The organism is Bacillus carboniphilus (assembly GCF_020524035.2).
Taxonomy (GTDB): domain Bacteria; phylum Bacillota; class Bacilli; order Bacillales; family JAIVKR01; genus Bacillus_CC.
The window spans coordinates 1,419,736-1,441,315 of the sequence record NZ_CP129013.1; the positions used below are offsets into that span (position 1 = coordinate 1,419,736).

Sequence of the window (21,580 nt, forward strand, 5' to 3'; positions counted from 1 at the left end):
ATCCTTCCCCCTATGTGCGCTTATAAAAAGGTGTTTTGACAACAACCGCTTTTACTCGTTTTTTTCTTATCTCTACTTCTAGCTCTTGACCAAGGTCCGTGAATTCTTTTTCTAAAATTGCCAAACCTACATTTTTTCCTAAGGTAGGAGATTGCGTTCCAGAGGTCACTTCTCCTGCTAGATGATTATCCACCCAAACACTGTAGCCATGGCGAGGGATTCCTTTCCCTACCATTTCAATTCCTACTAATTTTCTTGGAGGACCTTCTTTCTTTTGCTTTTTCAACACTTCTTGACCAATGAATGCAATTGATTTATCTACCTTTACCGCAAAACCAATCCCTGCTTCAATCGGAGAAATGATTTTTGACAACTCTTGCCCGTAAAGGGCTAAATTCGCTTCAAAACGAAGCGTATCTCTCGCCCCTAAACCACATGGAACCACATGTTCATTTTGTAATAGATCTTTCCATAGAGCAGGTGCATCCTCTGCTGCACAATAGATTTCAAAACCATCTTCCCCTGTGTAACCCGTTCGAGAGACTAGCGCATCGATTCCATTTAGACAAATGTTCTCAAAAAAATGAAAAAACTTAATAGTAGATAAATTTGTATCGGTAAAAGATTGTAATACCTCATTGGCAAGTGGACCTTGCAAAGCTAGCTGAGCCATATGATTAGATACATTCGTAATCTCAACGTTTTCTTCCCTATGCTCGTTTAACCATTGAAGATCCTGTTCAATATTAGCCGCATTTACGACAAGGAGATAATCTGTTTTTGATTTTCGATAAACTAACAAATCATCAACTGTTCCTCCATCTTCGTAACACATAGCCGTATAAAGAGCCTTGCCATCTTTAAGCTTACTCATATCATTAGTCATTACTTTTTGCAAGAAGAGAAGGCTTCCTTCCCCTTTGACTTCAAATTCACCCATATGGGAAACATCAAACAATCCAACTTTCTCTCTAACAGCGCGATGTTCTTCTTTAATAGATGAAAATTGTACTGGTAACTCCCATCCGCCAAAATCAATCATTTTTCCACCTGATTCCTTACAAACAGAAAAAAGTGGTGTTCTTTTAAGTTGTGCCATTCTACTTCCCCCTTTTTTAAACATCAAAAAACAGAGACTAAAACAAACATACTGTTTTAAACAGCATGTGTTTTAAGTCTCTGTCCCTTCACCTGAAAGTTTAATCCCCTTTGGTGGTTTGACTAGCAAACACTCTCCAGAGCCGCGTCAAACAAGAGTCTTTTTGCCTGAGAGATTCACAAACGCTTGCTCCTTCGGCGTCCCGCAATATAAAAGGCCCTCTCCCCTTGCTATCATTCGCACATATTCATAACAACATTGGATAAAATAACGTTTAACATATTTCTTCGTCCATCGTACCACTTTTCAATTTAATCATCAATTATTATTTTCCTTAATAAAAATTATCATTCAATTATAAACGTACGCCTTTATCTATTTATATTTCCAAATAACAACAAAAATAACGATGTATATTCGCAAAAAACGGAGGGTTTAAGGTGAATAAGATCCGAATATCATTCGATCAAGATTGGAACGAAGAATTTTCAAAAAGATTAGATGAGGATGGCCCTTGGTCAAACTGGGAGTTATTTAATCTATCCTTTAAAATAGGAAACCATGTCTTAATACCTTCCTTTAACGGCCTTCAAGCTCCTAAATATTTATCTCAATTTACTCCTCTAGAGCATCAGCTTAAAGTGGCAGAGAGGGTAGTCGAAGAGATGCATGGAAAAGCCATATTAGCAGATGAGGTTGGTTTAGGAAAAACGATTGAAGCTGGGCTTATCTTAAAAGAGTATATGATAAGAGGACTAGTTAAGAAAGCTCTTATACTTGTACCTGCTTCGTTAGTATCTCAATGGACAAAGGAGTTATTGAGTAAATTTCACATTCCTGCTGTAGAACAAAAAAAATCTTATGTATGGGACCAGTGTGACATTGTCGTCTCCTCTTTAGATACGGCAAAAAGAAGCCCTCATAAAGAGATAATTTACAAACAAGATTACGATATTGTCATTATTGATGAAGCACACAAATTAAAAAACAATAAAACAAAAAACTATCAGTTTGTCGTAAATTTAAAGAAGAAATATTGTTTACTACTTACCGCAACTCCTGTCCATAACAGAGTAGAAGAAATATTTAATCTTGTCTCCTTGTTAAAACCAGGTCACTTAGGAAGTGAACAAACTTTTTCTAAAGTGTTCTCAGCAAAAGAACGAACAGTGAAAGAAGACGATCAATTGAAAGAACTCATAAATAAAGTAATGATTCGCAATCGTAGAAGTGACACTGGTGTTAAGTGGACTAACAGACATGTCGAAACCACTTGGATCACCTTTTCCCCATCTGAAGTTGCTTTATATGATGCCATCAATTCTGTACGACATGAATTTAAACAAACGAGCACCTTTTCCCTCATCACTTTGCAAAGGGAAGCCTGTTCAAGTCGGGAAGCTGTTTACATGACCTTAAAAAAAATGCTTGATAAAAAAGAGAAGGAAGCTCTACCACTGCCAATCACGACAATTGAACACTTACTTACAGTAATTGATCAAGTTTCTCAAAATTCAAAAGCAATTAAAACATTAGAACTCATAAAAAAAATAAATGATAAAGTGATTATCTTTACCGAGTACCATGCGACTCAATTTTATTTACAATGGTTTTTAAAGCAACACGGAATTACTTCTGTTCCTTTTCGTGGAGGATTTAAACGAGGAAAGAAAGACTGGATGAAGGAGTTATTTAAAAACCATGCTCAAGTGTTAATTGCAACCGAAGCAGGAGGAGAAGGAATCAATCTGCAATTTTGCCATCATATTATTAATTACGATTTGCCATGGAATCCTATGCGTGTTGAACAAAGAATCGGAAGAATCCATCGTTTTGGCCAAGAGCATGATGTCCACATTTACAATATGGCAACGAAAAATACAATTGAAGAGCATATTTTAACCCTTTTGTATGAAAAGATTCATCTTTTTAGACGTGTCGTTGGTGAACTTGACCATATTTTAAAAAAAATTGACGTAAATGAGTTCGAAAATCATTTAAAAGATATTGTCACTTCTTCAAAGTCAGAAGGGGAACTTAAAGTGAAAGTAGACAACCTTTCAGCAATCGTATTTCAAAACGAGGACCAAGAATTTAAGGAGGCTAATCTATGAAACAAACTGAAATTCACCAATATCTTCTGCAATTTTTTAAAGCTAATGATTGTAACGTTATTGAACAAACGGACGGCTCTTTAGCTGTGCAGCTTACAATAGATATGGATAAGCAACTAATGAACCGCCCTTTTTATTGGCACTACGTTGAAAAAACGGGAGGAGTCCCGCAACCAAAAAAATTAATATTAAAGACGAATCATCAAAATGAGGATGGGGAACTAATCCATTTCGGTTCTCCAAGACTAGAGCAAATGTTTAATGCAACGAAACAGCTTGGTAGATACATTCGTATGTATGAGACAATACAAAATAAACATGAAAACATTCCTCTTCAACCGTGGTTAAATGTCAATGTAGTCATTTCATATATTTGCGACAAAAAAAAACAACGAAGTCTTTCACTTGGTTTAAACTTAATTAACGGAATAATAGTTGAAGAGTTCTTCAATCAACTTCATTCAATTTCCTTAACACCAAAAATACCGAACTTTTGTTTCACGACGCCTGGATTAATCAAACCGAAAAGCGGACTTGTTCGATTACAAAAATATATAGAAGATAACTTACGAAAAGAGTCTGATACATGGGCAAAAGAGGCACTTCAAAGATGGCAACAAGATCTTTCTCTTTTGGAACATTTTTATGAAGAGGTAGATGAAAAGCCCGAGGAATATCAAGTTGAAAAAAAATCTCTCCAGAAACTGTATGACCCTCATATTGAGGTTTCCGTTCAAAACGGAGGGATTTTTTATTTATCTGAACGGTTTCACCAATTATTGTTTACATCTACTTCGTAAAAATAGAAATGCTAATAAACACCTATCGTTTTAATGAAATTAACAAACAATAAAACGAATTCCCTAACCTTTATCTGACATAAAAAACCAGTATTGATATTGATCATTTTTTTACCCTACCTCATGATAAACGAACAAAGACTATTACCGGAAAAATATCCTCCATAATCGGAGATAAACTTTCAGAACTACTATTTATTCAATAGTTAAAAACACCTACTCTAATAATCACACCAATGGGGATTCACCCTAAGTTGTTTCCTTTATCATAAGACAAATAGTCCAAAATCACACGATTTTTCAAGTGAAAAGAAGAATCACTATGACTTATTTCCCCTTTTCATTTATTCGACAATATTCTTCACTACTTTTGCTCTATATTTCTTATAATAGAAAGTACAGGTTTATTGTTTATTATTCAGTAAAAGGCAAACCGTTTGAAAGAGCGGGACGCAAAGTCTCAGATCTAAAGCTCTTGCTATGATGGCTGGACTACCTGGAATACAAACTGTATTTTAGGAGGAGAAATCATGGAACAAATTCAACAGCTAGATGAAGAATGGGTTGAACTAATTTTATCAGCACGATCAATCGGTATGACATACGATGAAATAAAGACCTTTATTCACAATCCTCAATTTTTTCAACAACAGCTAAAAGATAAATAAAATTTTCACAAATCGACAAACCCAACAATTTTTTATAATCCTCTAACCTCCTATGTGTTATAATAACCGAAGGCAGGTGTTTAATATGATAGGGGAACGTATACGTTATTATCGGAATGAAAAGAGACTCTCTCTCTCTGAACTCGCGGAAAGAGCAGGAGTAGCCAAATCTTATTTAAGCTCCATCGAACGAAATTTACAATCAAATCCCTCTCTTCAATTTTTAGAGAAGATTTCAGAAGTATTAAATGTTTCCGTTAACTCTTTAATTGAGGAAGAGCAGGAAGATGATCACAATTTAGATTCGGAATGGAGAGAGCTTGTCCAAGAAGCAATGAAATCTGGGAGTTTCAAAACAAGAATTCAAACAATTTTTAGAATTCAATAAATGGAAAATGAATAAACCCCAATAAAAAAGCATTAAGACCATAGTGATCTTAATGCTTTTACTAATTCACTTTGTTCTTTATAAAGAACAAAACTCCCTAAAAAAAAGACTCTTTTCTCGTTTCTTTTTGCTATTTGTAGAAATATTCCGAAAATTAAAAGCATAAAGCCAACTGCTAGTATATTGAATGATTGTGTAGCCGTTTGTGGGAGCCAACCTGATTTGCTAGGATCTCCTATAAGTCCTCCCCCATCTCCTCCACCATAGCCTAATGGGTCTGGAGAAAAGAATTGTAGTTCTATTTCAGATATAAGTCCTTGAAACTCATTTCCTAATTCATAAGGAACCGTAATGGTGAAAAATAATTCTTCCGTCTGATTCATTTTTATCATTCTAGGCTCTAATCCTGTAAAATCACTAAGCTTCCCCTCGTATAAAACCAAATTTTCATGAACAACTTTTAAATCAAGCTGTTCATAAAATTTTTTTGACCCTTTTGATCGTTTAGCCGTTGCCGTATATCGGAAGTCTGCACTACCTTGATTTGTCACAGAGATTGAGCGAGGCATCCAATCCCCCGGCTTAACATTGTCCACATTTATAAAAACTTCTCCACTACTTGAAAGATCTGTCGTTAACTTAATAGGTGGTAATTGCTCCATTCCTTGTGCGCTAGGAATATAGAAGAAAATTGCACTCATAAAGGAAATAAACAGTATGATGTATTTCTTGTTTGCCATAGAATCACCTTCTTTTACAATTCTATTTTCTATCCCTCTTGTTAACTTGAGACTTTTACGTTATTATATTTGTCACTCTAATCCTTACCCATTAATTCTAGTATTGTAAAAATTGTTGAGAACTGAAACCTTTGGTTCATCACCTGATGCCTTTGAAATAATTACGGCAAATAACATAAATAATAATAGTGCAAATATTAAAAAGGTAACGAGACGACTCTACCACTTACTAATTTCCTTAATCTCTACTACTCTCTATCTAACTTGTTATTTTGTTTTTCGCCTTTATCTTTATCCATCAATCTCTTCTTTTACCGGCTGCTCTTGATTAGATTCATGCTCGACTGCTTGTTCGTCTTCTACATTATTAATATCATCGTTTGTTTTTTCATCTAATTTTTCTTCCGTTTGCTTATTCTCATTTTGTTTATCTTCCACTGGCTGTTCCTGATCAGAGCTCTCCTCTTCTTCATTCTTGACTTCATTAGTTGTTTCTTCATTTAGGTTTTCTTTCGTTTGTTCATTTTCATCTTCTTTCTCTACTCCATTTGGTTGCTTATCTTTTTCCTCTGATGTTTCCTCCACTACATCTGATTGATCTTCCACCCAGTGCCCCGCTGTAATTTTCCCAGTTGTTTTTTCTTGATTACTAATATAGGCAGTCGTTTGATCCGTTAAATAAAATGCAGAAAAAATCAGCAAATACCATATACTAACTAGTTTCATTATTAAAAAGAGTGCGCCATTTAATCGTTGATGCTTTTCATTCATGTTTTACCGCCTCCTTACACCTTCATAGTTCTTACTGTATGTGTGAGTTCAAAAAGTAGGACAAAAACTTGTATTTGTGATAGTTGCTACCTAGCTTTTTCAACTCATACGTTTTATGTAAGAAAGAAGGTGGATTTAGAACCCACCTTCGTATCTTAACCTATTGTGATCCTTATCTAGCTTCACCGTCAGCTTGCTTACCTTCAAACGTCCAAGTTAACTCTAAAGAATCTCCCTGGAAAATGTTTTGATCTTTTCCGTTATCAACAAACTCAAATTGTACATAGAATAAGTCATCCGTTCCTGGAGCTAAATGACCTCCACGCTCATCAAACCATGGGATAAATACTTTATTTTCAAGAGCATCTGGGCTCATAGCTTTTAAATCTTTTAAGCTAGTTGAATAAATAACTTCATCCGTTTTATCAATGTTCCATAGGAAGTTAACTTGAATGTGCTCTCCGAAATCTTCTGAACCGTTGTCACCTTTAGCATCCGTAACAGCATAGTCAGTCGTAAGTAAAATTTCAGCAATATCAAGAGATCCATCATTTTTTAGTTTGAATGAACGTGTCATCCAGTCACCAGGCTTGATGTTATCTACATCGATAATTTCTGTTGGTTTTGCATTTAAATCTAATGTACCCGCAGCAAACGTACCAGTTGTAGTTGCTGTGTCGCTAAAGTAAGCGTATGTACCTCCACCGATTAAAGAAATACCTAAAGCTGCTGATGCTACTCCTAAACCTAACTTCTTTTTTAAACTCATGAATAAATTCCTCCTCTTAATAATTGGGTTTGCTTCTTATGCCAACTTCTCAAGGATGCTAGTTCTTCTCCAAGAACATTTCGTTCTCTTAAAAGAACATCTACTCACAGTATAGAGGATAGAAATATATTTGAAAAATGCGAAAAAAGCCTATTTTTCGTTTTAACGAACGATTCTTATGGGGTAAACTTACTTATTCACTTATTTACTGAAAATATCTCGATAAAACACAACAATCGTTCTTATTGAAGAACAAACGTGTCCAAAAGAGATCTTGAACGAATAAAATTAATTGATTATTCTTATATTAATAATGAGTTTTCAATTTAATACTCTCCTGTATAAAGTGATTTTGGGGATAGAAACGACAGGTTTTCAAAAGGTGGTTTTATGAAAACAATTATCCATGCGCTTTTAGTCATGTTATTTTTAAACACAACAATAGGGAGTAACAACGAACTTCATTCCAAAGCGAAACAAGAAGTTGCGAAGCAATTCCCTTTTGCTCAAGTAATCGCATGTTATCAAACGTTAAATCAGGAGAAGAAACTGGAAACAATTAATCAATTTCTATGTCAAATGACCTCTCCTTCAGAACGCTTTCAAGCAATAGTAACATTCAAGTTAAACAAAAAAAGTGGAAAAATAAAAGAAACGACGATTTTCAGGTATTAAAAAGTTTAAGCAAGTGTAAATTTAAACACGCACTTTAAGTGCGTGTTTAAAAAGTAGGGAAAAAAAGACGCTGAATAGAAAAGCTGAAGCCCTTTGCTCACATCCGACCAGCATAAGGAGAACATAAGGTGAAGGTGTTCTTTACCTTCACTAGATGTTTGACTTATGACCTCGAGGATGTAAGGGCCGAAACTAGACAAGAACGAGGCGGTCTGCTTAAGGAACGCAGGCTAAGTTCAGCCACGTCGCGAGAGCAATGCCTGCGCTAGCACCTCCTGTGCGTCGGAGGAGCGGAAAAGCAAACCAACAACGTTATTCAACCGACATTTTTTTAGGACTTTTTAAACAACCTCTTTAAGGAATAAACCGTTATTTCTTCTTCCTTTTCACAAACAGCTCGATGGAAAAAGGAATGATTCCAAACCATTTCGTTAACAAAGGTTCAGATTTCCGTCTTTTTTTACGATCTTTCTTTCTTACAGACTTAGGTTTGTCCATATATTTCACAAATTGCTCCGTTACAAATTTAATATAATCATTGGTAGACATAATAGACACCTCGTAAAATTCAATTGGTATCCTTAGTATGCTCCTGATATTTTATATTTAAACTAACTTAGCAATCTCCTCAGCAATTTGAAATGGTTCCTGATCATCCGTATTAATAATATAATCTGCTTCTTGGTACAAGTATTTCCTCTCTGCCAAAAGGGTTTTTAGTTTATCATATGAATGATTTCGAGCAAGGGGGCGATTTGGGTCATGTTGAATTCTTTTATAAAGAGAATGGAAATCAGCTTGTAAATAAATGACGATACCATTTTGCTTCATATATTCACGGTTTTCACTAGCAACTACTAATCCTCCCCCCGTCGTCACAACACAATCTCCTTTCGGAAGCTCTTTTAACACTTGAGATTCAATGTTTCTAAAATATTTTTCACCCTCTTGTTCGAAAATTTCAGGAATTAGACGTTTTTCCTTTTTAACAATTGCTTCGTCAGTATCAATAACAGGACAATTCAATAACTTTGCTAATTCAACACCAATCGTTGACTTACCCGCTCCCATAAATCCAGTTAAATAGATCACTTTCATTCAAGATCTTCTCCTATTATTTTTACTTCAGTTTCTAAATCAACACCAAACTTATCTTTCACTGTTTTTTGAACATATTGAATAAGATTAATATAATCCGTGGCAGTCCCTTGACCTATATTCACCATAAACCCTGCGTGTTTTTTTGATACTTGAATACCACCGATTTGTTTCCCTTGTAATCCTGAATCTTGAATGAGCTTTCCTGCAAAATATCCTGGAGGACGCTTAAAAACACTTCCACACGATGGATGCTCTAATGGCTGTTTCGATTCTCTCTTAAAGGTAAGGTCGTCCATCGTTTCTTTAATTATTTCATACATTGCGTTCTTTAAAGAAAACCGAGCTTCTAATACAATATATTGTTTTTCGGCAATATTACTTTTTCGATAAGCTAATTCAAGTTCTTTATTTTTCAATGTTACTATTTGCCCACCTTGAGTAATAACAACAACACTTTCGAGTACATCTGACACTTCTCCCCCGTAGGCACCGGCATTCATATAGAGTGCTCCCCCCAACGGTCCCTGGAATACCGCAAGCAAACTCTAATCCTGTTAAACTTGCTTCAAGGGCATAACGAGAAACATCTATTATTTTTGCTCCACATTGTGCAACGACTTGCTCTTCTTCATTCGATATCTTTGTCAAGTTACCAAAGTGAATAACAATTCCCCTTATCCCCCCATCTTTAATAATCATGTTTGAACCATTACCAATAATAGTAAGAGGAAGGTTTTCTACTTTCGATACTTCTAAAATCTTTCGTACATCCTCATAAGTCGTTGGGAAAACAAGTATATCAGCTTCTCCACCCGTTTTTGTAAAGGTATAGTTCGTTAACGAGTGGTGCACTTTGACATGTTCAGGTAATAAAAAATCCAGGAGCTTTTCTTTCACTTTTCCGATATTCATCTGCATCATCAACCTTCTCTATCATTCAAATTATGAGCATCTATATATTATATAAAGATCTGCACATTAACGTACGTACATCTAATCGCAAAATTATTATAGCATACGAATAAGGAGATGGAATAAGAAAAGCGCAAGCGCCCGTTTAGCAACGAAGGGGCTTGAGCACTCCATATGAGATAAAGGAAACACGAAAAGCCGAAGGCGGAGGATCTACTAAGTTCAGCCACGTCCTGTGGCAATGTAGATCCACCTCCCTCCTGGAGGCGTCTCCGTTGACTTATCAAAGAAATGGAACATCATCTAAAGGCGCCCACGTCCTGTGGGCAACGATGATGCTAGCACTTCCTGTGCGTCGAAAAACTTACGAGTTGCTGGGCAATGGAGCTAGACAAAAATAAAAGCACCATCCGAATAAGGACAGATTTTTATACTTTCTTACTCTGTAAAAAGAAACCAATTATGCTAATACACAATTGGTCTTTAGATAGATTTTAAAAAAGTTTTTCACTTTTCATTTCTGATTATAAAATTCATATTCTAGATTAAAAATACGGTTGTTCAATATGTTCGTTTTACCATCTATATATTTTATAAGATTCTCATTATACCTGCCGAGATTTTCAATATTTTTTTTGAAGCTCATCAGCTTTATTCTCGATCCGTTGACTAGTTTCTGTTAAGGAACATAGTTCAATATCGATTTGGTCAAACCTAATGTTTGTTGTATCTTTTAAATTTTTTATTTCTTTCAGTATAAGGTTTAAGGTGTTTTCCACTTTCGTTCCCCCCTTACTTTAATCTGAATAAACTTTTCCAGTAGGTACAATTACTCATTTTAAACGGTCATTTTTATTTGATGTAATATTCATACCCCATGATATGATGAAGTACCACCTTTAAGAGGGGATTTTATTTACCATTTCTTTGGATCAACATTAAATCTCCCAATCCGTCCAACGAACTATTTCCTTCTTGTTCACATCCCAATCGAATGAAATTGAATACCTAATTCCACTCATAGTTTTACATACTATTTCAACTTGATAAAAGTCATCACTGTCTTCCCTATATTCAATCTCTATCACCCCTTCATCCACCTCTATTAATCGATCATCTAGTCTTTCACTATTGAAATCTTCCATTGTAATGGAAACCGCTTCTACCATCATGATTCGAAGCTTATAATACTCCTTCGTATCTTCATAGAAGGCTGCTTCACGTTGAACCATCTTCACTTGAAATGCAATGAGAGATAGGCACATAAAGCATAATGCTACCGTTAGTGGGTAACTATATCCCTTTTCATTCATCACGATTCAGCCTCAAACTGATTATACAGCCTTATAGTCGCTTCATATTCAGTTCCTCGTTCATTCGAAACCTTTAATATCACTCCATTCTTTACTTTTTCACATGAAAACCCATTAATTCTTTGCAACATAATGTCATGTCCAGAATTATTCACCTTTCTTCTAATAATATTTCCGTATTTCTCAATTGTTATTTTCTCTCCTGTCACATCGTAAAAAGTAAATGAAGTTGTGTCCACACTTAACTCTTTTCCTCCAATCATTTCTCTTTGAACTTGTTGCAAAAAAACATTCCACTCAAATGGTTGAACATCCGTTGATAAGGCAGTTATTTGTTTTAAATATGGGAATAAAATGAGAAGAGAGGAGAGGATAATCGATGTTATTAGTAAATTGAGAAGAAGATGGGCATAAGTATAACCTTCATCATAAAGGAGATTTTGTACATATTTCCTGTATCTTATTTTCCCTTTCCCAATAAACACAAAGAATTTCACCCTCTTCTTTTTGTTGAATTGAAAACTTGCTTCCTATTCGTTCTTTTTTATCGAGGATTATTGACCGTTCATAAAGCTTTTCTTGTTTTACTTCAAATAATATTCGGTACGCTTCAATTGTTTTTTTCATTTCCATCCTTTCTGAATATAAATGACTTGAGACGGGTATGAACACACAAACGGTCACCAACCAAATACTGAATGACATCATCGTTTCTACCAAACTATAACCTAGTTCACAATTTGCTCCATTTAAATCTTCCTGATCCAAGATAAAAAACCACCTTATATTTTTCACCATTAATATTAATTCCTAACGTACCACTTTGAGATAAACTCCCTGCAGTTGTAAACTTAATTCTATAACCAATTGAGGTTCCTTCAAAAAAAATATCGTCACTTACCATCCTTTCGAATATTTTCCCTTCGAAATAATGGCCTTTTGAATAATAACGGTGATGATCGTTATCAAAAATAATTCGAACAGATTCTCGGTTTAACAAAGCATACTGTTGCGCGTAAAGAATATCTCCTTCTAACAAGTTAAAAAATGTTTCCGCTTTTCTTTCTGAAAATAATTTTTTCCCGCTTGTCCACATCATCAAAGAAATTAGGCTCTTCGCCATTTAGAATGATCATATAGTATTTTCAAAGGCGGACAAGGGAGTGAGTTCAATTGATCGCTCAGTATTCTCCACCTGTTACAAGTTGAAAAAACCAGCTCTGTAAGGAAGAATACACCTTTTTATTAATTGAGTTGATTTCAGATGTTTAGATTTAAGCACTTACTTTACACTGTAAGTAGCGAAGAAGCAGAAATTATTGAAACGACCAAGAGAACGAGCATCATTTCAACAAGAGTAAAGCCCCCTTGTTTATTGAGATTCAACCGAACCATCCTCATTCACTACAATAGATGAACCATCAGGGCATGATGCATTATCAGTTATATAACCTCCTGTGATAAGTTGCTCTAAGGTTGGGACTTGGTCATTCTCCATGTCATAAGCGACCACTTGCGCTTGAACCATATTCACTAACCCTTCACACCCTTTCTTTTGAATGTTTTGATTATGTTTCGTTATATTAGGAATGGTCATTATAAGCAGTATTGAGATCACTAATAAAACAACGAGCATTTCAATTAATGTAAAACCTCTCTCATCCAACATGTTAGCTCCCCCTATACTTGATTCATCATTTGATACATTGGCATCATTAAAGATAAATACACCATTAAAACAATCGCACCTAAGCCAATAAAAAGAATTGGCTGAAAAAATGCACTCCATTTTTCAAATCGGCCTTCGGTCTGTTCAATTAAAAGTTGACTGTACGTGTAAAGTTCTCGATTTAATTGACTATTTGCTTGTCCGTAACCAATAACAATTGCTAGTTCATGATCAAAATACGGACTATTTTCTACTACAACCTCTAGCTTCTCTCCATTTCGAAGTTTTTTAATAATTACCTTTGCTATATCTTGAAACAAAGGTAATATAGACTGCTGTTTAAATAAATGTAAACTTTCATAGATCGAAAATCCATTAGTCAACAAACTACTCATCTGTATGGAAAAATAATAACTGATAAATCTTCGTGTGATTGTTTTCACCAATGGTATTTTCAAAAGAATAGTAGCTTGTTGTACAGCTGTTTTTCTCTTAAATAAAAATTTGTAATAGAACAGAAAGGCTCCCCCTGTAAAAGCGACTATATAAATTGATTTATTCATCACAAAAAAGAAAATGAAAAGTGACTGAATTCCAAGGGAAGGTTCAATATTCATCGTTTGATAAACTTGCTCGAATTGAGGCATAATGAAACTTTGAATCATAAATAATATGATCGACATGAAGAAAAGTAAGAAGAGAGGATAACGACCTATTTGCTTTACCTTTTCAATCTGTATGATTTTCCTTTCAATCATTTTCGTAGATTCCTTTAAAGCAAAAACTAAATCCCCATGTTTTTCAGCAAAATATAAATAGCTTAAAACATCAGGACTAAACTTTATCCTTTCCAGACATGTGCGAATAGCCTCACCCTGTGACATCCAGTACAAACACTTTTTTAGATCTCCTTTTTTGGACTTAGACATGCTCACGCTCAAGAGCCTTATTGCTTCAGGCAATGTATAACCTTTCTTTAGCAATGAGCAGACTCTCTCTAAAAATTGCTGTTGATCTACTAGGTTCCAGCTTTTCTTACTCTTCATCTGCATAAATCCAGCGGTTATAGGATGATTGTGTTAAATACCCTAATGACACTCCTTTCTTCATCGCATCCTTTAATGTTAAATAGTTATACGAAACTCTTTCACCTCTTACTTCCCGAATTGAGGACGTTAAATTTTTCCCATATAATAGCTCAAACACACCCAATCTTCTTGTTTTTCTTAAAGATTTGCAAAATGGTGTACAACGCCCTTCACAAAAAGGGCATACTAATTCCACAAGCCTTTGCGCACTTACAGCAATTAACGTTTGTTCAATTTCAGATAAACCTACACCAAACTCTAAAAGACGATAAATGGCTCCTCTTGCATCTCTCGTATGCATCGTTGATAGAACTAAATGGCCTGTTAAGCTCGCCCTAATAGCTATTTTAGCTGTTTCACTGTCTCTTATCTCACCAACCATAATCATATCCGGATCGTGTCTTAATATTGCTTTAAGTCCAGCAGAATAAGTCATACCCGCCTTTTCATTCACTTGAACTTGCAACACTTGATCACTTTTTGTTTCCACAGGATCTTCTAGGGTAATAATGTTACGATGAAAATGCTCCTTTGCATAATGTAACAATGAATATAGAGTTGTCGTTTTTCCAGACCCTGTAGGACCTGTAAAAATGATGAGACCGTGTGAATAATTGATTAAAGATAAAAGCTTGTTCGTTGTTGTTGGAAATAACGATAGTTTTTGAAGCGCAGGGACCATTTTTTGTGGAAAAATGCGAATGACTAAACTTTCATCATTTATGGTAGGAAGTGTGGAAAAGCGAAGGTTTACTTGTATTGCTTTTGTCTTAAATGAAAGACTTCCATTTTGAGGCTTTCTTTTTTCCCCAATATCCATGGATGACAAAAATTTAAAATAAGCAATCATTCTTTCTGCTCTTTTTTTGTTCATTGTGTGCTTTTCAATGATGTCGTCATCGATTCTTAGTTGAATAAGGGCATCATCATCACGTGGAATAATGTGAAGATCGGATGCATTTACTACACAAGCTTCCTCAATCAATTGTTCACTCAATTGTTCAATTGATAACATTTCGTTTCTCCCTCCTTCAACACCATACTAAAACAAAATCTCCTTCCTTTCGACCTATCCTTTGATAATCTAATTTTTTCTAAAAAGCAAAATTATCTTTTTAGAAAGAATGGCAATGAAAAATGAGAGAAAAGAGTATATAAAATTAATTTTCTCCATAAGAAAATTGACTCTTGTCTACTTTTTTTTACAGGTAATTGTCTTTATCAAATGAACAAACCAATTTATGAACTTTTTATAACATTCGTGAGACATAACACTTATTTATTCACAGAATATTTACAGCACGTGCTGGCTACATTATAATAAGAAAAGTAATGTATAGAAAAGCGGAAGCGTCTTTTTAGCGACGAAGGGTATTGAGCACTCCGCATGCGATAAAGGAAACACGATATGCTGAAGGCTTCGATGTTGACTTATCCTACAGAAAATGGAACGTCAACTAAGTGCAACGTTGACGCTAGCACGTCGTGTGCGTCGGAGTCGCTGGGCGCTGGAGCTAGACAAGGGTAAGAACAATGTCCTAATAAGGACAAAGTTTATACATTCTTATCTTTAAAGAAGGTACAAAGGGGGGAATACATATGGACCGTATGTATCGAGTACTTGGTTTCTGGACGGGAATAATTGCCATAATGTTTTTTGTAGGAGATATGCATACCGTTTCTGTTCTATTTTTAGCTCAAACAGGATTCTTTGTCTTATTGTCTTATTTAAAACTATCTGAAAGAATGTATATATACATTTTTGGTGCTTACTTAACCGTTTTCTTTGTCGGCTTCACGTATTGGACGACATTCATCATGGTTCCAGGAACAGGCGGACATTAAAAATCACCCTATATTAGGGTGATTTTTTCTTATGTATTAAGACATGAAAATGCTGACTTAATGAATCTCCTGCAATAAAAGAACGGATAGCCCTGTTTCTTTTTTGTTGAGGGGAAAAAGGATCTATTGCGTTCGGTTCCTCAAGTTTCTTTAAAATTCCTCGTTCCAAAAGGAATTTGTTTTGGCGGTGATGATAAAGCTCACTCCACCCGAAACGTTCGAGCCTTTTTTTTATATAAATCTATAAGAATGTGAGAAGTGATGTCGTGGCTAAAAGGTTCATCTAAAAGGTTCGTTATCATTTGATGGTTTTTATAACCTCTTAAGCTTCCATCTTTTAAAGAAGAATCGTATAAATCACGATGCTCATAGCCATAATCAATCGTCATGAGTATACCGTGATCAACCGCTAAGTTTACCCTATATAGCTCATCGAGCATTTTTAGTGACAGCTCTATGCGATGTCCTTCTAAAATGGGAGTTTGATAGTTCTCAATTATTTTCTCAATTCTTTGATTCTCTAATGGGATTAAAACCTCCTTTAACTGTTCCTCTTGGGAGGTGATAAAAACTTCAAATAGTTGTCCTTCTTTTCGCGTAACGACATGAACAGGAAGAGCATCTAACCACTCGTTCGAAAAAATCATTCCTGAAAATTTGTTAGGAAGTTCTCTTTTCACTTGGACACTATATTGGGTTGCCTTTTTAAACTGGAGTTGATGATGAGGGCTTTTTTCGATCGCGATAAACATTGATTTCTCATATATTTCTTCTGATATCTTTTTCAACCATTCCTTGAACTCTTTAAAAAATGCCCCATTTCCCGCTCCTATTTCACAAAAAGCAGGTTGTATATGATGTTCTATAACCAAATAGACGTAGTATTCAGCGATCATTTCCGCAAAGATAGATGAAAGAACACTGGATGTTACATAATCACCTGATTTTCCGATTTTTTCTTGTTCCTTTGTGTAATAACCAAATGTTTCGTGATACAAACAAAGTTCCATATACTTTGCGAACGAAATTTTCCCACCATACTTTTTTATTTCGTCAAGTATGATTTGTTTCATGAAAAACCGTTTAAAAATGGATTAGTTGCCATTTCCTCATCTACTGTTGTTTCTGGTCCATGCCCTGGAAGAACGATCGTATCTTCAGGAAGTGAGAGGATATGTTTTTCAATACTATTTAATAACAGGCTATGATTTCCCCCTGGAAGGTCTGTTCGACCAATACTTCCTCTAAATAACGTATCCCCACAGAAAACCACATCTAATTCTTCATTGTAATAAGAGACACTTCCTGGTGAGTGACCTGGTGTTTCATACAACTCAAAGTGAAAGTCACCGATCGTTAAATCTTGTTGTCTTTTTATTAATTTATCTGCTGGACTTGCCTTTATTTCTGCACTCATGAAAAATTGAGAACCATTTAAAATCGGATTGGATAACCAATCTTTTTCATTTTCATGAAGGTAAACATCAATATCCCAATGCTTTTTTAAATCCGTAATCGCTCCAATGTGATCAAAATGAGCATGTGTTAACAAGATGGCTAAAGGAGTTAAGTGACGCTTTTTAATCATAGCGACTAATCGCTCACCTTCAGCTCCTGGATCAAAAATGACACATTTTCCTTCGTCATCTTTTAAAATATATGCATTTGTTTGTAATTGCCCTAATGGAACCCTCTGCCAATCCACTAAGAACACCCCGTTTCTTGTTTATTCAATATGTATATTACGTTACTTTCCTCCCTTCGTCAAAAAGGAAAAACTCACTTCCACCGCTCATGACAAACTTGTGGCAAATCCTTTATTACCTCGACAAAAAGAAAGAAAAACGATAAAATGTAAAAGATATATCTTATTTTTTTTACTCATACTTACTAATATAAATGAAGCAAAGGGGGCGTTTTAAGTGGGTTTAATTATTATCTTTTCTCTTGTGACACTTCTATCTGTTTACGGACTATTTCGTTCTGTCATTGAAAAAAATGTGCTCGCTATAATTTTTGCATTTGGGACAGTTGCTGTCTTTGGATGGTTTACGGTGATGACCATTTTAAAGCACGGATATCCAACGGCTCATTAATAAGAAAAGCGCAAGCGCGCGATTAGCAACGAGTGATAAGGAACGTCAACTAAGTACAGTCACGTCCTGTGACTAACGCTGACGCTAGCACCTCCTGCGCATCGGAGTCGCTGGGCGCTGGAGCTAGACAATGATGATAACACCTTGTTATAAAGGACAAAGTTTATACATTCTAATCATTTAAGAAAAGCACACGCTTAAAACAAAAGTACCTCCTCAGATTTTATTCTGGGAGGTACTTTTGTTCATCTATTTAGATTAACGTACAATGAATCTCTGCTACTTCACCATTTCTTACTTCTTTAGCTTCCTTTTCTAGTAGCATAGATCCTTCAACTTCTTTTTTACGACCATCATAATAAACCAATTGATAAGATGAAACTTCTGCCTTATTTGAACCAAACGTATCTTTCTTGTTGGCATTTTTATAAACGACTTTCGTGCTCCCTAAAAATGAGAACGAAACCGTACCTTCGGCAGTAAACAACCAGTTCGGTAAAGCTGGCTTCAGTGCCATCGTCAAGTTTCCATCCTTCATTTGGAAAACTTTATCGCCAGCCAACATTAATTTCCACATGCTTAAAAATTCGGCTGTCGATCCACTTAAACGTGCAACAAACCCTTTCCCATGTGTTAACGAATCGGGATTATTCGAACTAGCAATAAATGAAGAGTTTTCAAGAACACTTCTTCCATAAACATTCGGATCAAGGAAGGGGATTAAAGATGTTTTTATCTCTTCAAAAAACTCAGCATGTAACCCAGTTTTCAATAAAGAAAGTAAGTACTTATAAGACATGTGTAAAAAGACAGATTCTCTTTCAAGCCAACCTGGTGTAAATGCCTTAATGCGTCCAATCTCAAAAGATTCTTCGTTTAGACTAACGGACGTTTTATACATTTTTAATTGTGCATCAAATAAATCAGTCTGTTTAACCGCTTCATGTGTCTTTTTAGCTATATCTTGATTGTCAAACGTTTTAAACGCTCTAGTTGGTCCTTCTAAAAAGTAAGCTAGCGGCTTTGGTTCACTCAAACGATTAATTTTTACTTTTGGCAAGCCATAATGACTTAATATTTCTTTACCTTCTTTATCTGTCACCACTTCAAATTCTTCTGCATCAAACGTTAAATAAGTTGGCGTTAATCCTTTTCCAAGCTCCTCCGCTTTTGAAATCCCTCTGTTTAACTTTTGTAACATAAGAGCAATCACTTTTTTAAAGTCTTTTAATTCAAATGTATTTTCTTCTCCTACGATTCCAAAACGGATTTTTTCACGATATGCTTCTCTTAAGGTTGATGCTTCATCCCAATATTGATAATCTGTAATTTCACCGCATAAGTTTTTCTCGACAGCCGTATTTATCTCTTGTAAATATTCGGCTATTTCAATTGGTAGATCGACTTTGACATCCTCATGGGAATCAATGATTGATTGAATAAATAGGACGACACGTTTTAGTTCAAACGTTTCACTAATACCAGAACCAAGCAAGCCTGGTAAACCGTTCAAAGCATCATTCCAACCTGGTTTATCAGCTTCCATTTCAATCCCGATTCCAGCTGGATCTAACGTGGCAAACTTATTAACTGATAAAGAAAGAAGTTTAGTGAAAAGGTTTGTCGTATAAATCTCTCCCTGTCCACGTTTCGTTTTAAGCCAGTTTGTTTCATTCATGTTCGTTCCTTGTTGAGTCATCTTTTCATGATCTTCAATGACAGAGCCATACTGTCTCACTTTTCCTTTAGAGAGAACATATTTTTCATTTCTCGGTTGAACAAAAGCAGGACTATCAAAAAACATATATTCTTTGTCTTCAAAGAAAGCTTCTTTTAACATATCTGGATAAATATCTAAGTAGCTATCAATTAAATCCATATTATACGTCCAATGATCGACCCAATACCCTTCTCCAAAGCTCGCTTCATAGTTTTGCTTAGAAAGAGCGAATACATCGGCAAAAAACGCTTCTTCACTTGTTAAGTACTGTAAATTTCGACCTGAAATAATTTGATGAATGCCACCTGGTGTAAATTTTCCGCTTAACAAATCAGCCAAGTTCTGATTAAAGCCCCCAAAGTGTTTTTCTAACAAAGTCTTAACTTGTTCTTTTTCTTTAAGTTCAAACGAACAACCTTTTACGGAAAGTGGATTGTATCCATCCGCTTGAATGAAGCTAAAAAACATTTTCATATTAAAGGTTTTGACTTTCGGATTAAAGAAAATATCATTTCGCCTATTTTGGTTTGCGTCCCTGAAGTTCCCATTTCCTTGCGAGTAATATTCAGGAGCAATCGTAAAGAAGTTATAATCCCGTTCTAAGTCTCCATGCTTTCTTGAGAAGAGGTGATAAATAAAACCATCTTCTTTATTATCTATGATATGAGGATAGCCACCTCTTAACAAGTTATCAAGATAGCTTTGCCTAGCGTATTCATTAAACAAGTCAGAAGAAGTTGCCGTATCAACTGCACATGTTAATTCTCTAATCATTTCGCATGCAAGTCTGCTGCTTCTCATTCATGAAATTTACGTTTATAAGCTTCTCAACTTGAGACTCAATAATAGAAATATCTTTCACATGACCAATGACGGTATTTATCGTCAGAGCTTCTTTAGAAGCTATTTCTTTTTGCACAGGAGTGAACCCACAAGGTACTTTGTTTGCTGTCACTTGCTCCATCTTCATTACATTTTGTAAAGATGAAGAAACAAAATTTATAGGATGTGTAAGTGAAGTATCCTGTCCAAAAATAAGGGTAGCGTCCACAATAGGTGTTATAAGCTTCTCATCATCAGTAAAAGAATAATAAAAGTGCCCACCTTCCACTTCCGTTACTTCCGCTTCATCACCAATACTTGCCCTTGCATGATAGAAAGGAATGTTGTTTTCAGTGTTATACACTTCCATCCAGCTTCTCATTAAGTTACCAACTTCTTTATACATTTCATTCGTAACTCCGTATGGTAAGATTTCTGGTAGCCCATCTAACACTTCAAGATTTAGAGGATGATTGTTTAAGTTGGTGACCTCCACCTTACGAACTAATCCTGCAAAATTTTCTTCCGGCATGTTAAAGTATTGAACGTACACCTTAAATCCATCTTTTTCATTCACTTCTTCAATTGTAAGTTGATTCGCCTCAATATACATTTTTCTCCTAATATGCGGGGTTTCACCTATAGAACTAAATGGTTCATACACCTTACCATCTTCCTTAAATTTGATAAAGGTTCTGAATCCGCTGTTATATACCGATTTATAAGCAATATTAGCAGGAGAGAATTCCATTATTGGAGAATGTTTATCCTTCACTCCAAAACTACAGATTCCTTGTCCTCGGTTTACATAAAAAGTCCACATCGGAATTCCCTTTTTCCCTGCTATCCCTGGAAGAAAGCTAGAAAAAGGGCTCGTACGGTCAAAGTTTTCAATGACAAATCTTTTTTGTTGATCAAAAGAGTATTCATTGGTTGACATATATTGAACTCACCTTTCGACATCTTAATAGTATTTTTAAAAACAGGCCG

General features: G+C 35.3%; 25 protein-coding genes, 2 pseudogenes and 2 riboswitches. Of the genes and pseudogenes, 7 read left to right on the forward strand and 20 right to left on the reverse strand.

Annotation, left to right across the window (positions count from 1 at the left end):
* Positions 1-10: 10 nt before the first annotated feature.
* Positions 11-1,099, reverse strand: a complete 1,089-nt coding sequence (gene gcvT, locus LC087_RS07280) for a glycine cleavage system aminomethyltransferase GcvT (protein ID WP_226539980.1) — start codon at positions 1,097-1,099, stop codon at positions 11-13.
* A 145-nt stretch (positions 1,100-1,244) separates the two neighbouring features.
* Positions 1,245-1,336, reverse strand: a riboswitch (glycine riboswitch).
* A gap of 203 nt (positions 1,337-1,539) precedes the next feature.
* On the opposite strand from gcvT, the gene LC087_RS07285 reads away from it, so the two are divergent.
* The 4 genes and pseudogenes from LC087_RS07285 to LC087_RS07300 all read left to right on the forward strand — a co-directional run bounded on the left by LC087_RS07285 (position 1,540) and on the right by LC087_RS07300 (position 5,094).
* Entirely contained in the window at positions 1,540-3,213 is a 1,674-nt protein-coding gene (locus LC087_RS07285; RefSeq protein ID WP_226539979.1) for a DEAD/DEAH box helicase, read from the forward strand.
* A complete protein-coding gene (locus tag LC087_RS07290) occupies positions 3,210-4,013 on the forward strand; it encodes a YqhG family protein (RefSeq protein WP_226539977.1) in 804 nt (267 codons plus the stop codon). Before LC087_RS07285 ends, LC087_RS07290 begins: the two co-directional genes overlap by 4 nt.
* A 417-nt stretch (positions 4,014-4,430) precedes the next feature.
* Positions 4,431-4,513: riboswitch (cyclic di-GMP riboswitch) on the forward strand.
* Between the two features lie 30 nt (positions 4,514-4,543).
* Positions 4,544-4,681: a DNA-binding anti-repressor SinI gene (sinI, locus tag LC087_RS07295; RefSeq protein WP_226539975.1), complete on the forward strand. Its 138-nt coding sequence runs from the start codon at positions 4,544-4,546 to the stop codon at positions 4,679-4,681.
* 85 nt (positions 4,682-4,766) lie between these two features.
* A pseudogene (locus tag LC087_RS07300) lies at positions 4,767-5,094 on the forward strand (helix-turn-helix domain-containing protein).
* 7 nt (positions 5,095-5,101) lie between these two features.
* On the opposite strand, the gene LC087_RS07305 reads toward LC087_RS07300, so the two are convergent.
* The 3 genes from LC087_RS07305 to LC087_RS07315 all read right to left on the reverse strand — a co-directional run bounded on the left by LC087_RS07305 (position 5,102) and on the right by LC087_RS07315 (position 7,349).
* Positions 5,102-5,809, reverse strand: a complete 708-nt coding sequence (locus LC087_RS07305) for a TasA family protein (RefSeq protein ID WP_306020484.1) — start codon at positions 5,807-5,809, stop codon at positions 5,102-5,104.
* A 291-nt stretch (positions 5,810-6,100) separates the two neighbouring features.
* Positions 6,101-6,580, reverse strand: coding sequence for a hypothetical protein (locus LC087_RS07310; protein ID WP_226539972.1), 480 nt, complete (start codon positions 6,578-6,580; stop codon positions 6,101-6,103).
* Between the two features lie 172 nt (positions 6,581-6,752).
* A complete protein-coding gene (locus tag LC087_RS07315) occupies positions 6,753-7,349 on the reverse strand; it encodes a CalY family protein (RefSeq protein WP_226539971.1) in 597 nt (198 codons plus the stop codon).
* Between the two features lie 390 nt (positions 7,350-7,739).
* Here LC087_RS07315 and LC087_RS07320 point away from each other — a divergent pair, with 390 nt between their 5' ends.
* Complete coding sequence (locus LC087_RS07320; protein WP_226539970.1) at positions 7,740-8,024, forward strand: hypothetical protein; 285 nt, start codon at positions 7,740-7,742, stop codon at positions 8,022-8,024.
* Between the two features lie 369 nt (positions 8,025-8,393).
* On the opposite strand, the gene LC087_RS07325 is transcribed toward LC087_RS07320, so the two are convergent.
* The 12 genes and pseudogenes from LC087_RS07325 to comGA all read right to left on the reverse strand — a co-directional run bounded on the left by LC087_RS07325 (position 8,394) and on the right by comGA (position 15,122).
* On the reverse strand, positions 8,394-8,573 hold the full coding sequence (locus LC087_RS07325; RefSeq protein ID WP_226539969.1) for a YqzE family protein: 180 nt from the start codon (positions 8,571-8,573) through the stop codon (positions 8,394-8,396).
* Between the two features lie 57 nt (positions 8,574-8,630).
* Positions 8,631-9,122, reverse strand: coding sequence for a shikimate kinase (locus tag LC087_RS07330; RefSeq protein ID WP_226539967.1), 492 nt, complete (start codon positions 9,120-9,122; stop codon positions 8,631-8,633).
* A pseudogene (gene murB, locus LC087_RS07335) lies at positions 9,119-10,037 on the reverse strand (UDP-N-acetylmuramate dehydrogenase). The gene LC087_RS07330 and the pseudogene murB overlap by 4 nt, the downstream one beginning before the upstream one ends.
* A 623-nt stretch (positions 10,038-10,660) precedes the next feature.
* Entirely contained in the window at positions 10,661-10,816 is a 156-nt protein-coding gene (locus LC087_RS07340; RefSeq protein ID WP_226539965.1) for a hypothetical protein, read from the reverse strand.
* Between the two features lie 159 nt (positions 10,817-10,975).
* Positions 10,976-11,350 carry a competence type IV pilus minor pilin ComGG gene (gene comGG / locus LC087_RS07345; protein ID WP_226540124.1) on the reverse strand — a complete coding sequence of 125 codons (375 nt, stop codon included), beginning with the start codon at positions 11,348-11,350 and terminating at the stop codon, positions 10,976-10,978.
* Positions 11,350-11,835, reverse strand: a complete 486-nt coding sequence (gene comGF / locus LC087_RS07350; RefSeq protein ID WP_226539963.1) for a competence type IV pilus minor pilin ComGF — start codon at positions 11,833-11,835, stop codon at positions 11,350-11,352. Before comGF ends, comGG begins: the two co-directional genes overlap by 1 nt.
* Entirely contained in the window at positions 11,777-12,118 is a 342-nt protein-coding gene (locus LC087_RS07355; protein WP_226539961.1) for a hypothetical protein, read from the reverse strand. Before LC087_RS07355 ends, comGF begins: the two co-directional genes overlap by 59 nt.
* Positions 12,084-12,473 carry a competence type IV pilus minor pilin ComGD gene (comGD, locus tag LC087_RS07360; protein ID WP_226539959.1) on the reverse strand — a complete coding sequence of 130 codons (390 nt, stop codon included), beginning with the start codon at positions 12,471-12,473 and terminating at the stop codon, positions 12,084-12,086. The genes LC087_RS07355 and comGD overlap by 35 nt, the downstream gene beginning before the upstream one ends.
* 164 nt (positions 12,474-12,637) lie before the next feature.
* Positions 12,638-12,751, reverse strand: coding sequence for a prepilin-type N-terminal cleavage/methylation domain-containing protein (locus tag LC087_RS19620; RefSeq protein ID WP_371932658.1), 114 nt, complete (start codon positions 12,749-12,751; stop codon positions 12,638-12,640).
* Positions 12,723-13,016 (reverse strand): competence type IV pilus major pilin ComGC, encoded by a 294-nt coding sequence (gene comGC / locus LC087_RS07365; protein WP_226540123.1) that lies wholly within the window; start codon positions 13,014-13,016, stop codon positions 12,723-12,725. The genes LC087_RS19620 and comGC overlap by 29 nt, the downstream gene beginning before the upstream one ends.
* Positions 13,017-13,030: 14 nt before the next feature.
* The gene (gene comGB, locus LC087_RS07370; RefSeq protein ID WP_226539956.1) at positions 13,031-14,065 is read right to left on the reverse strand and encodes a competence type IV pilus assembly protein ComGB; all 1,035 of its coding nucleotides are present in this window, start codon (positions 14,063-14,065) and stop codon (positions 13,031-13,033) included.
* Positions 14,055-15,122, reverse strand: a complete 1,068-nt coding sequence (comGA, locus tag LC087_RS07375; protein ID WP_226539955.1) for a competence type IV pilus ATPase ComGA — start codon at positions 15,120-15,122, stop codon at positions 14,055-14,057. The genes comGB and comGA overlap by 11 nt, the downstream gene beginning before the upstream one ends.
* Before the next feature lie 584 nt (positions 15,123-15,706).
* Between comGA and LC087_RS07380 the strand changes: the two genes are divergently transcribed.
* Positions 15,707-15,952, forward strand: a complete 246-nt coding sequence (locus LC087_RS07380; protein ID WP_226539954.1) for a DUF2626 domain-containing protein — start codon at positions 15,707-15,709, stop codon at positions 15,950-15,952.
* A gap of 200 nt (positions 15,953-16,152) precedes the next feature.
* Here LC087_RS07380 and LC087_RS07385 read toward each other — a convergent pair whose 3' ends face one another.
* Both LC087_RS07385 and LC087_RS07390 read right to left on the reverse strand, forming a co-directional pair.
* Complete coding sequence (locus LC087_RS07385; protein WP_306020494.1) at positions 16,153-17,025, reverse strand: SAM-dependent methyltransferase; 873 nt, start codon at positions 17,023-17,025, stop codon at positions 16,153-16,155.
* Entirely contained in the window at positions 17,022-17,657 is a 636-nt protein-coding gene (locus tag LC087_RS07390) for an MBL fold metallo-hydrolase (protein ID WP_226539952.1), read from the reverse strand. The genes LC087_RS07385 and LC087_RS07390 overlap by 4 nt, the downstream gene beginning before the upstream one ends.
* 217 nt (positions 17,658-17,874) lie before the next feature.
* On the opposite strand from LC087_RS07390, the gene LC087_RS07395 reads away from it, so the two are divergent.
* Positions 17,875-18,048 (forward strand): DUF2759 domain-containing protein, encoded by a 174-nt coding sequence (locus LC087_RS07395; protein ID WP_226539951.1) that lies wholly within the window; start codon positions 17,875-17,877, stop codon positions 18,046-18,048.
* A gap of 253 nt (positions 18,049-18,301) precedes the next feature.
* Here the strand turns inward: LC087_RS07395 and LC087_RS07400 are convergent, their stop codons facing one another.
* Positions 18,302-20,542, reverse strand: coding sequence for a hypothetical protein (locus LC087_RS07400; protein WP_306020498.1), 2,241 nt, complete (start codon positions 20,540-20,542; stop codon positions 18,302-18,304).
* Positions 20,535-21,530, reverse strand: a complete 996-nt coding sequence (locus LC087_RS07405) for a hypothetical protein (RefSeq protein ID WP_306020500.1) — start codon at positions 21,528-21,530, stop codon at positions 20,535-20,537. The genes LC087_RS07400 and LC087_RS07405 overlap by 8 nt, the downstream gene beginning before the upstream one ends.
* Positions 21,531-21,580 lie beyond the last annotated feature (50 nt).

Bases quoted from the DNA above. Each gene is read 5' to 3' on its own strand.
- LC087_RS07380 (WP_226539954.1), top strand. From the start codon at position 15,707: ATGGACCGTATGTATCGAGTACTTGGTTTCTGGACGGGAATAATTGCC.
- comGB (WP_226539956.1), bottom strand. From the start codon at position 14,065: ATGAAGAGTAAGAAAAGCTGGAACCTAGTAGATCAACAGCAATTTTTA.
- LC087_RS07400 (WP_306020498.1), bottom strand. From the start codon at position 20,542: ATGATTAGAGAATTAACATGTGCAGTTGATACGGCAACTTCTTCTGAC.
- LC087_RS07405 (WP_306020500.1), bottom strand. From the start codon at position 21,530: ATGTCAACCAATGAATACTCTTTTGATCAACAAAAAAGATTTGTCATT.
- LC087_RS07315 (WP_226539971.1), bottom strand. From the start codon at position 7,349: ATGAGTTTAAAAAAGAAGTTAGGTTTAGGAGTAGCATCAGCAGCTTTA.
- LC087_RS07385 (WP_306020494.1), bottom strand. From the start codon at position 17,025: ATGAAACAAATCATACTTGACGAAATAAAAAAGTATGGTGGGAAAATT.
- sinI (WP_226539975.1), top strand. From the start codon at position 4,544: ATGGAACAAATTCAACAGCTAGATGAAGAATGGGTTGAACTAATTTTA.
- LC087_RS19620 (WP_371932658.1), bottom strand. From the start codon at position 12,751: ATGAGGATGGTTCGGTTGAATCTCAATAAACAAGGGGGCTTTACTCTT.
- LC087_RS07330 (WP_226539967.1), bottom strand. From the start codon at position 9,122: ATGAAAGTGATCTATTTAACTGGATTTATGGGAGCGGGTAAGTCAACG.
- comGA (WP_226539955.1), bottom strand. From the start codon at position 15,122: ATGTTATCAATTGAACAATTGAGTGAACAATTGATTGAGGAAGCTTGT.
- gcvT (WP_226539980.1), bottom strand. From the start codon at position 1,099: ATGGCACAACTTAAAAGAACACCACTTTTTTCTGTTTGTAAGGAATCA.
- LC087_RS07320 (WP_226539970.1), top strand. From the start codon at position 7,740: ATGAAAACAATTATCCATGCGCTTTTAGTCATGTTATTTTTAAACACA.
- LC087_RS07310 (WP_226539972.1), bottom strand. From the start codon at position 6,580: ATGAATGAAAAGCATCAACGATTAAATGGCGCACTCTTTTTAATAATG.
- comGG (WP_226540124.1), bottom strand. From the start codon at position 11,350: ATGAATGAAAAGGGATATAGTTACCCACTAACGGTAGCATTATGCTTT.
- comGD (WP_226539959.1), bottom strand. From the start codon at position 12,473: ATGGCGAAGAGCCTAATTTCTTTGATGATGTGGACAAGCGGGAAAAAA.
- LC087_RS07290 (WP_226539977.1), top strand. From the start codon at position 3,210: ATGAAACAAACTGAAATTCACCAATATCTTCTGCAATTTTTTAAAGCT.
- LC087_RS07325 (WP_226539969.1), bottom strand. From the start codon at position 8,573: ATGTCTACCAATGATTATATTAAATTTGTAACGGAGCAATTTGTGAAA.
- LC087_RS07305 (WP_306020484.1), bottom strand. From the start codon at position 5,809: ATGGCAAACAAGAAATACATCATACTGTTTATTTCCTTTATGAGTGCA.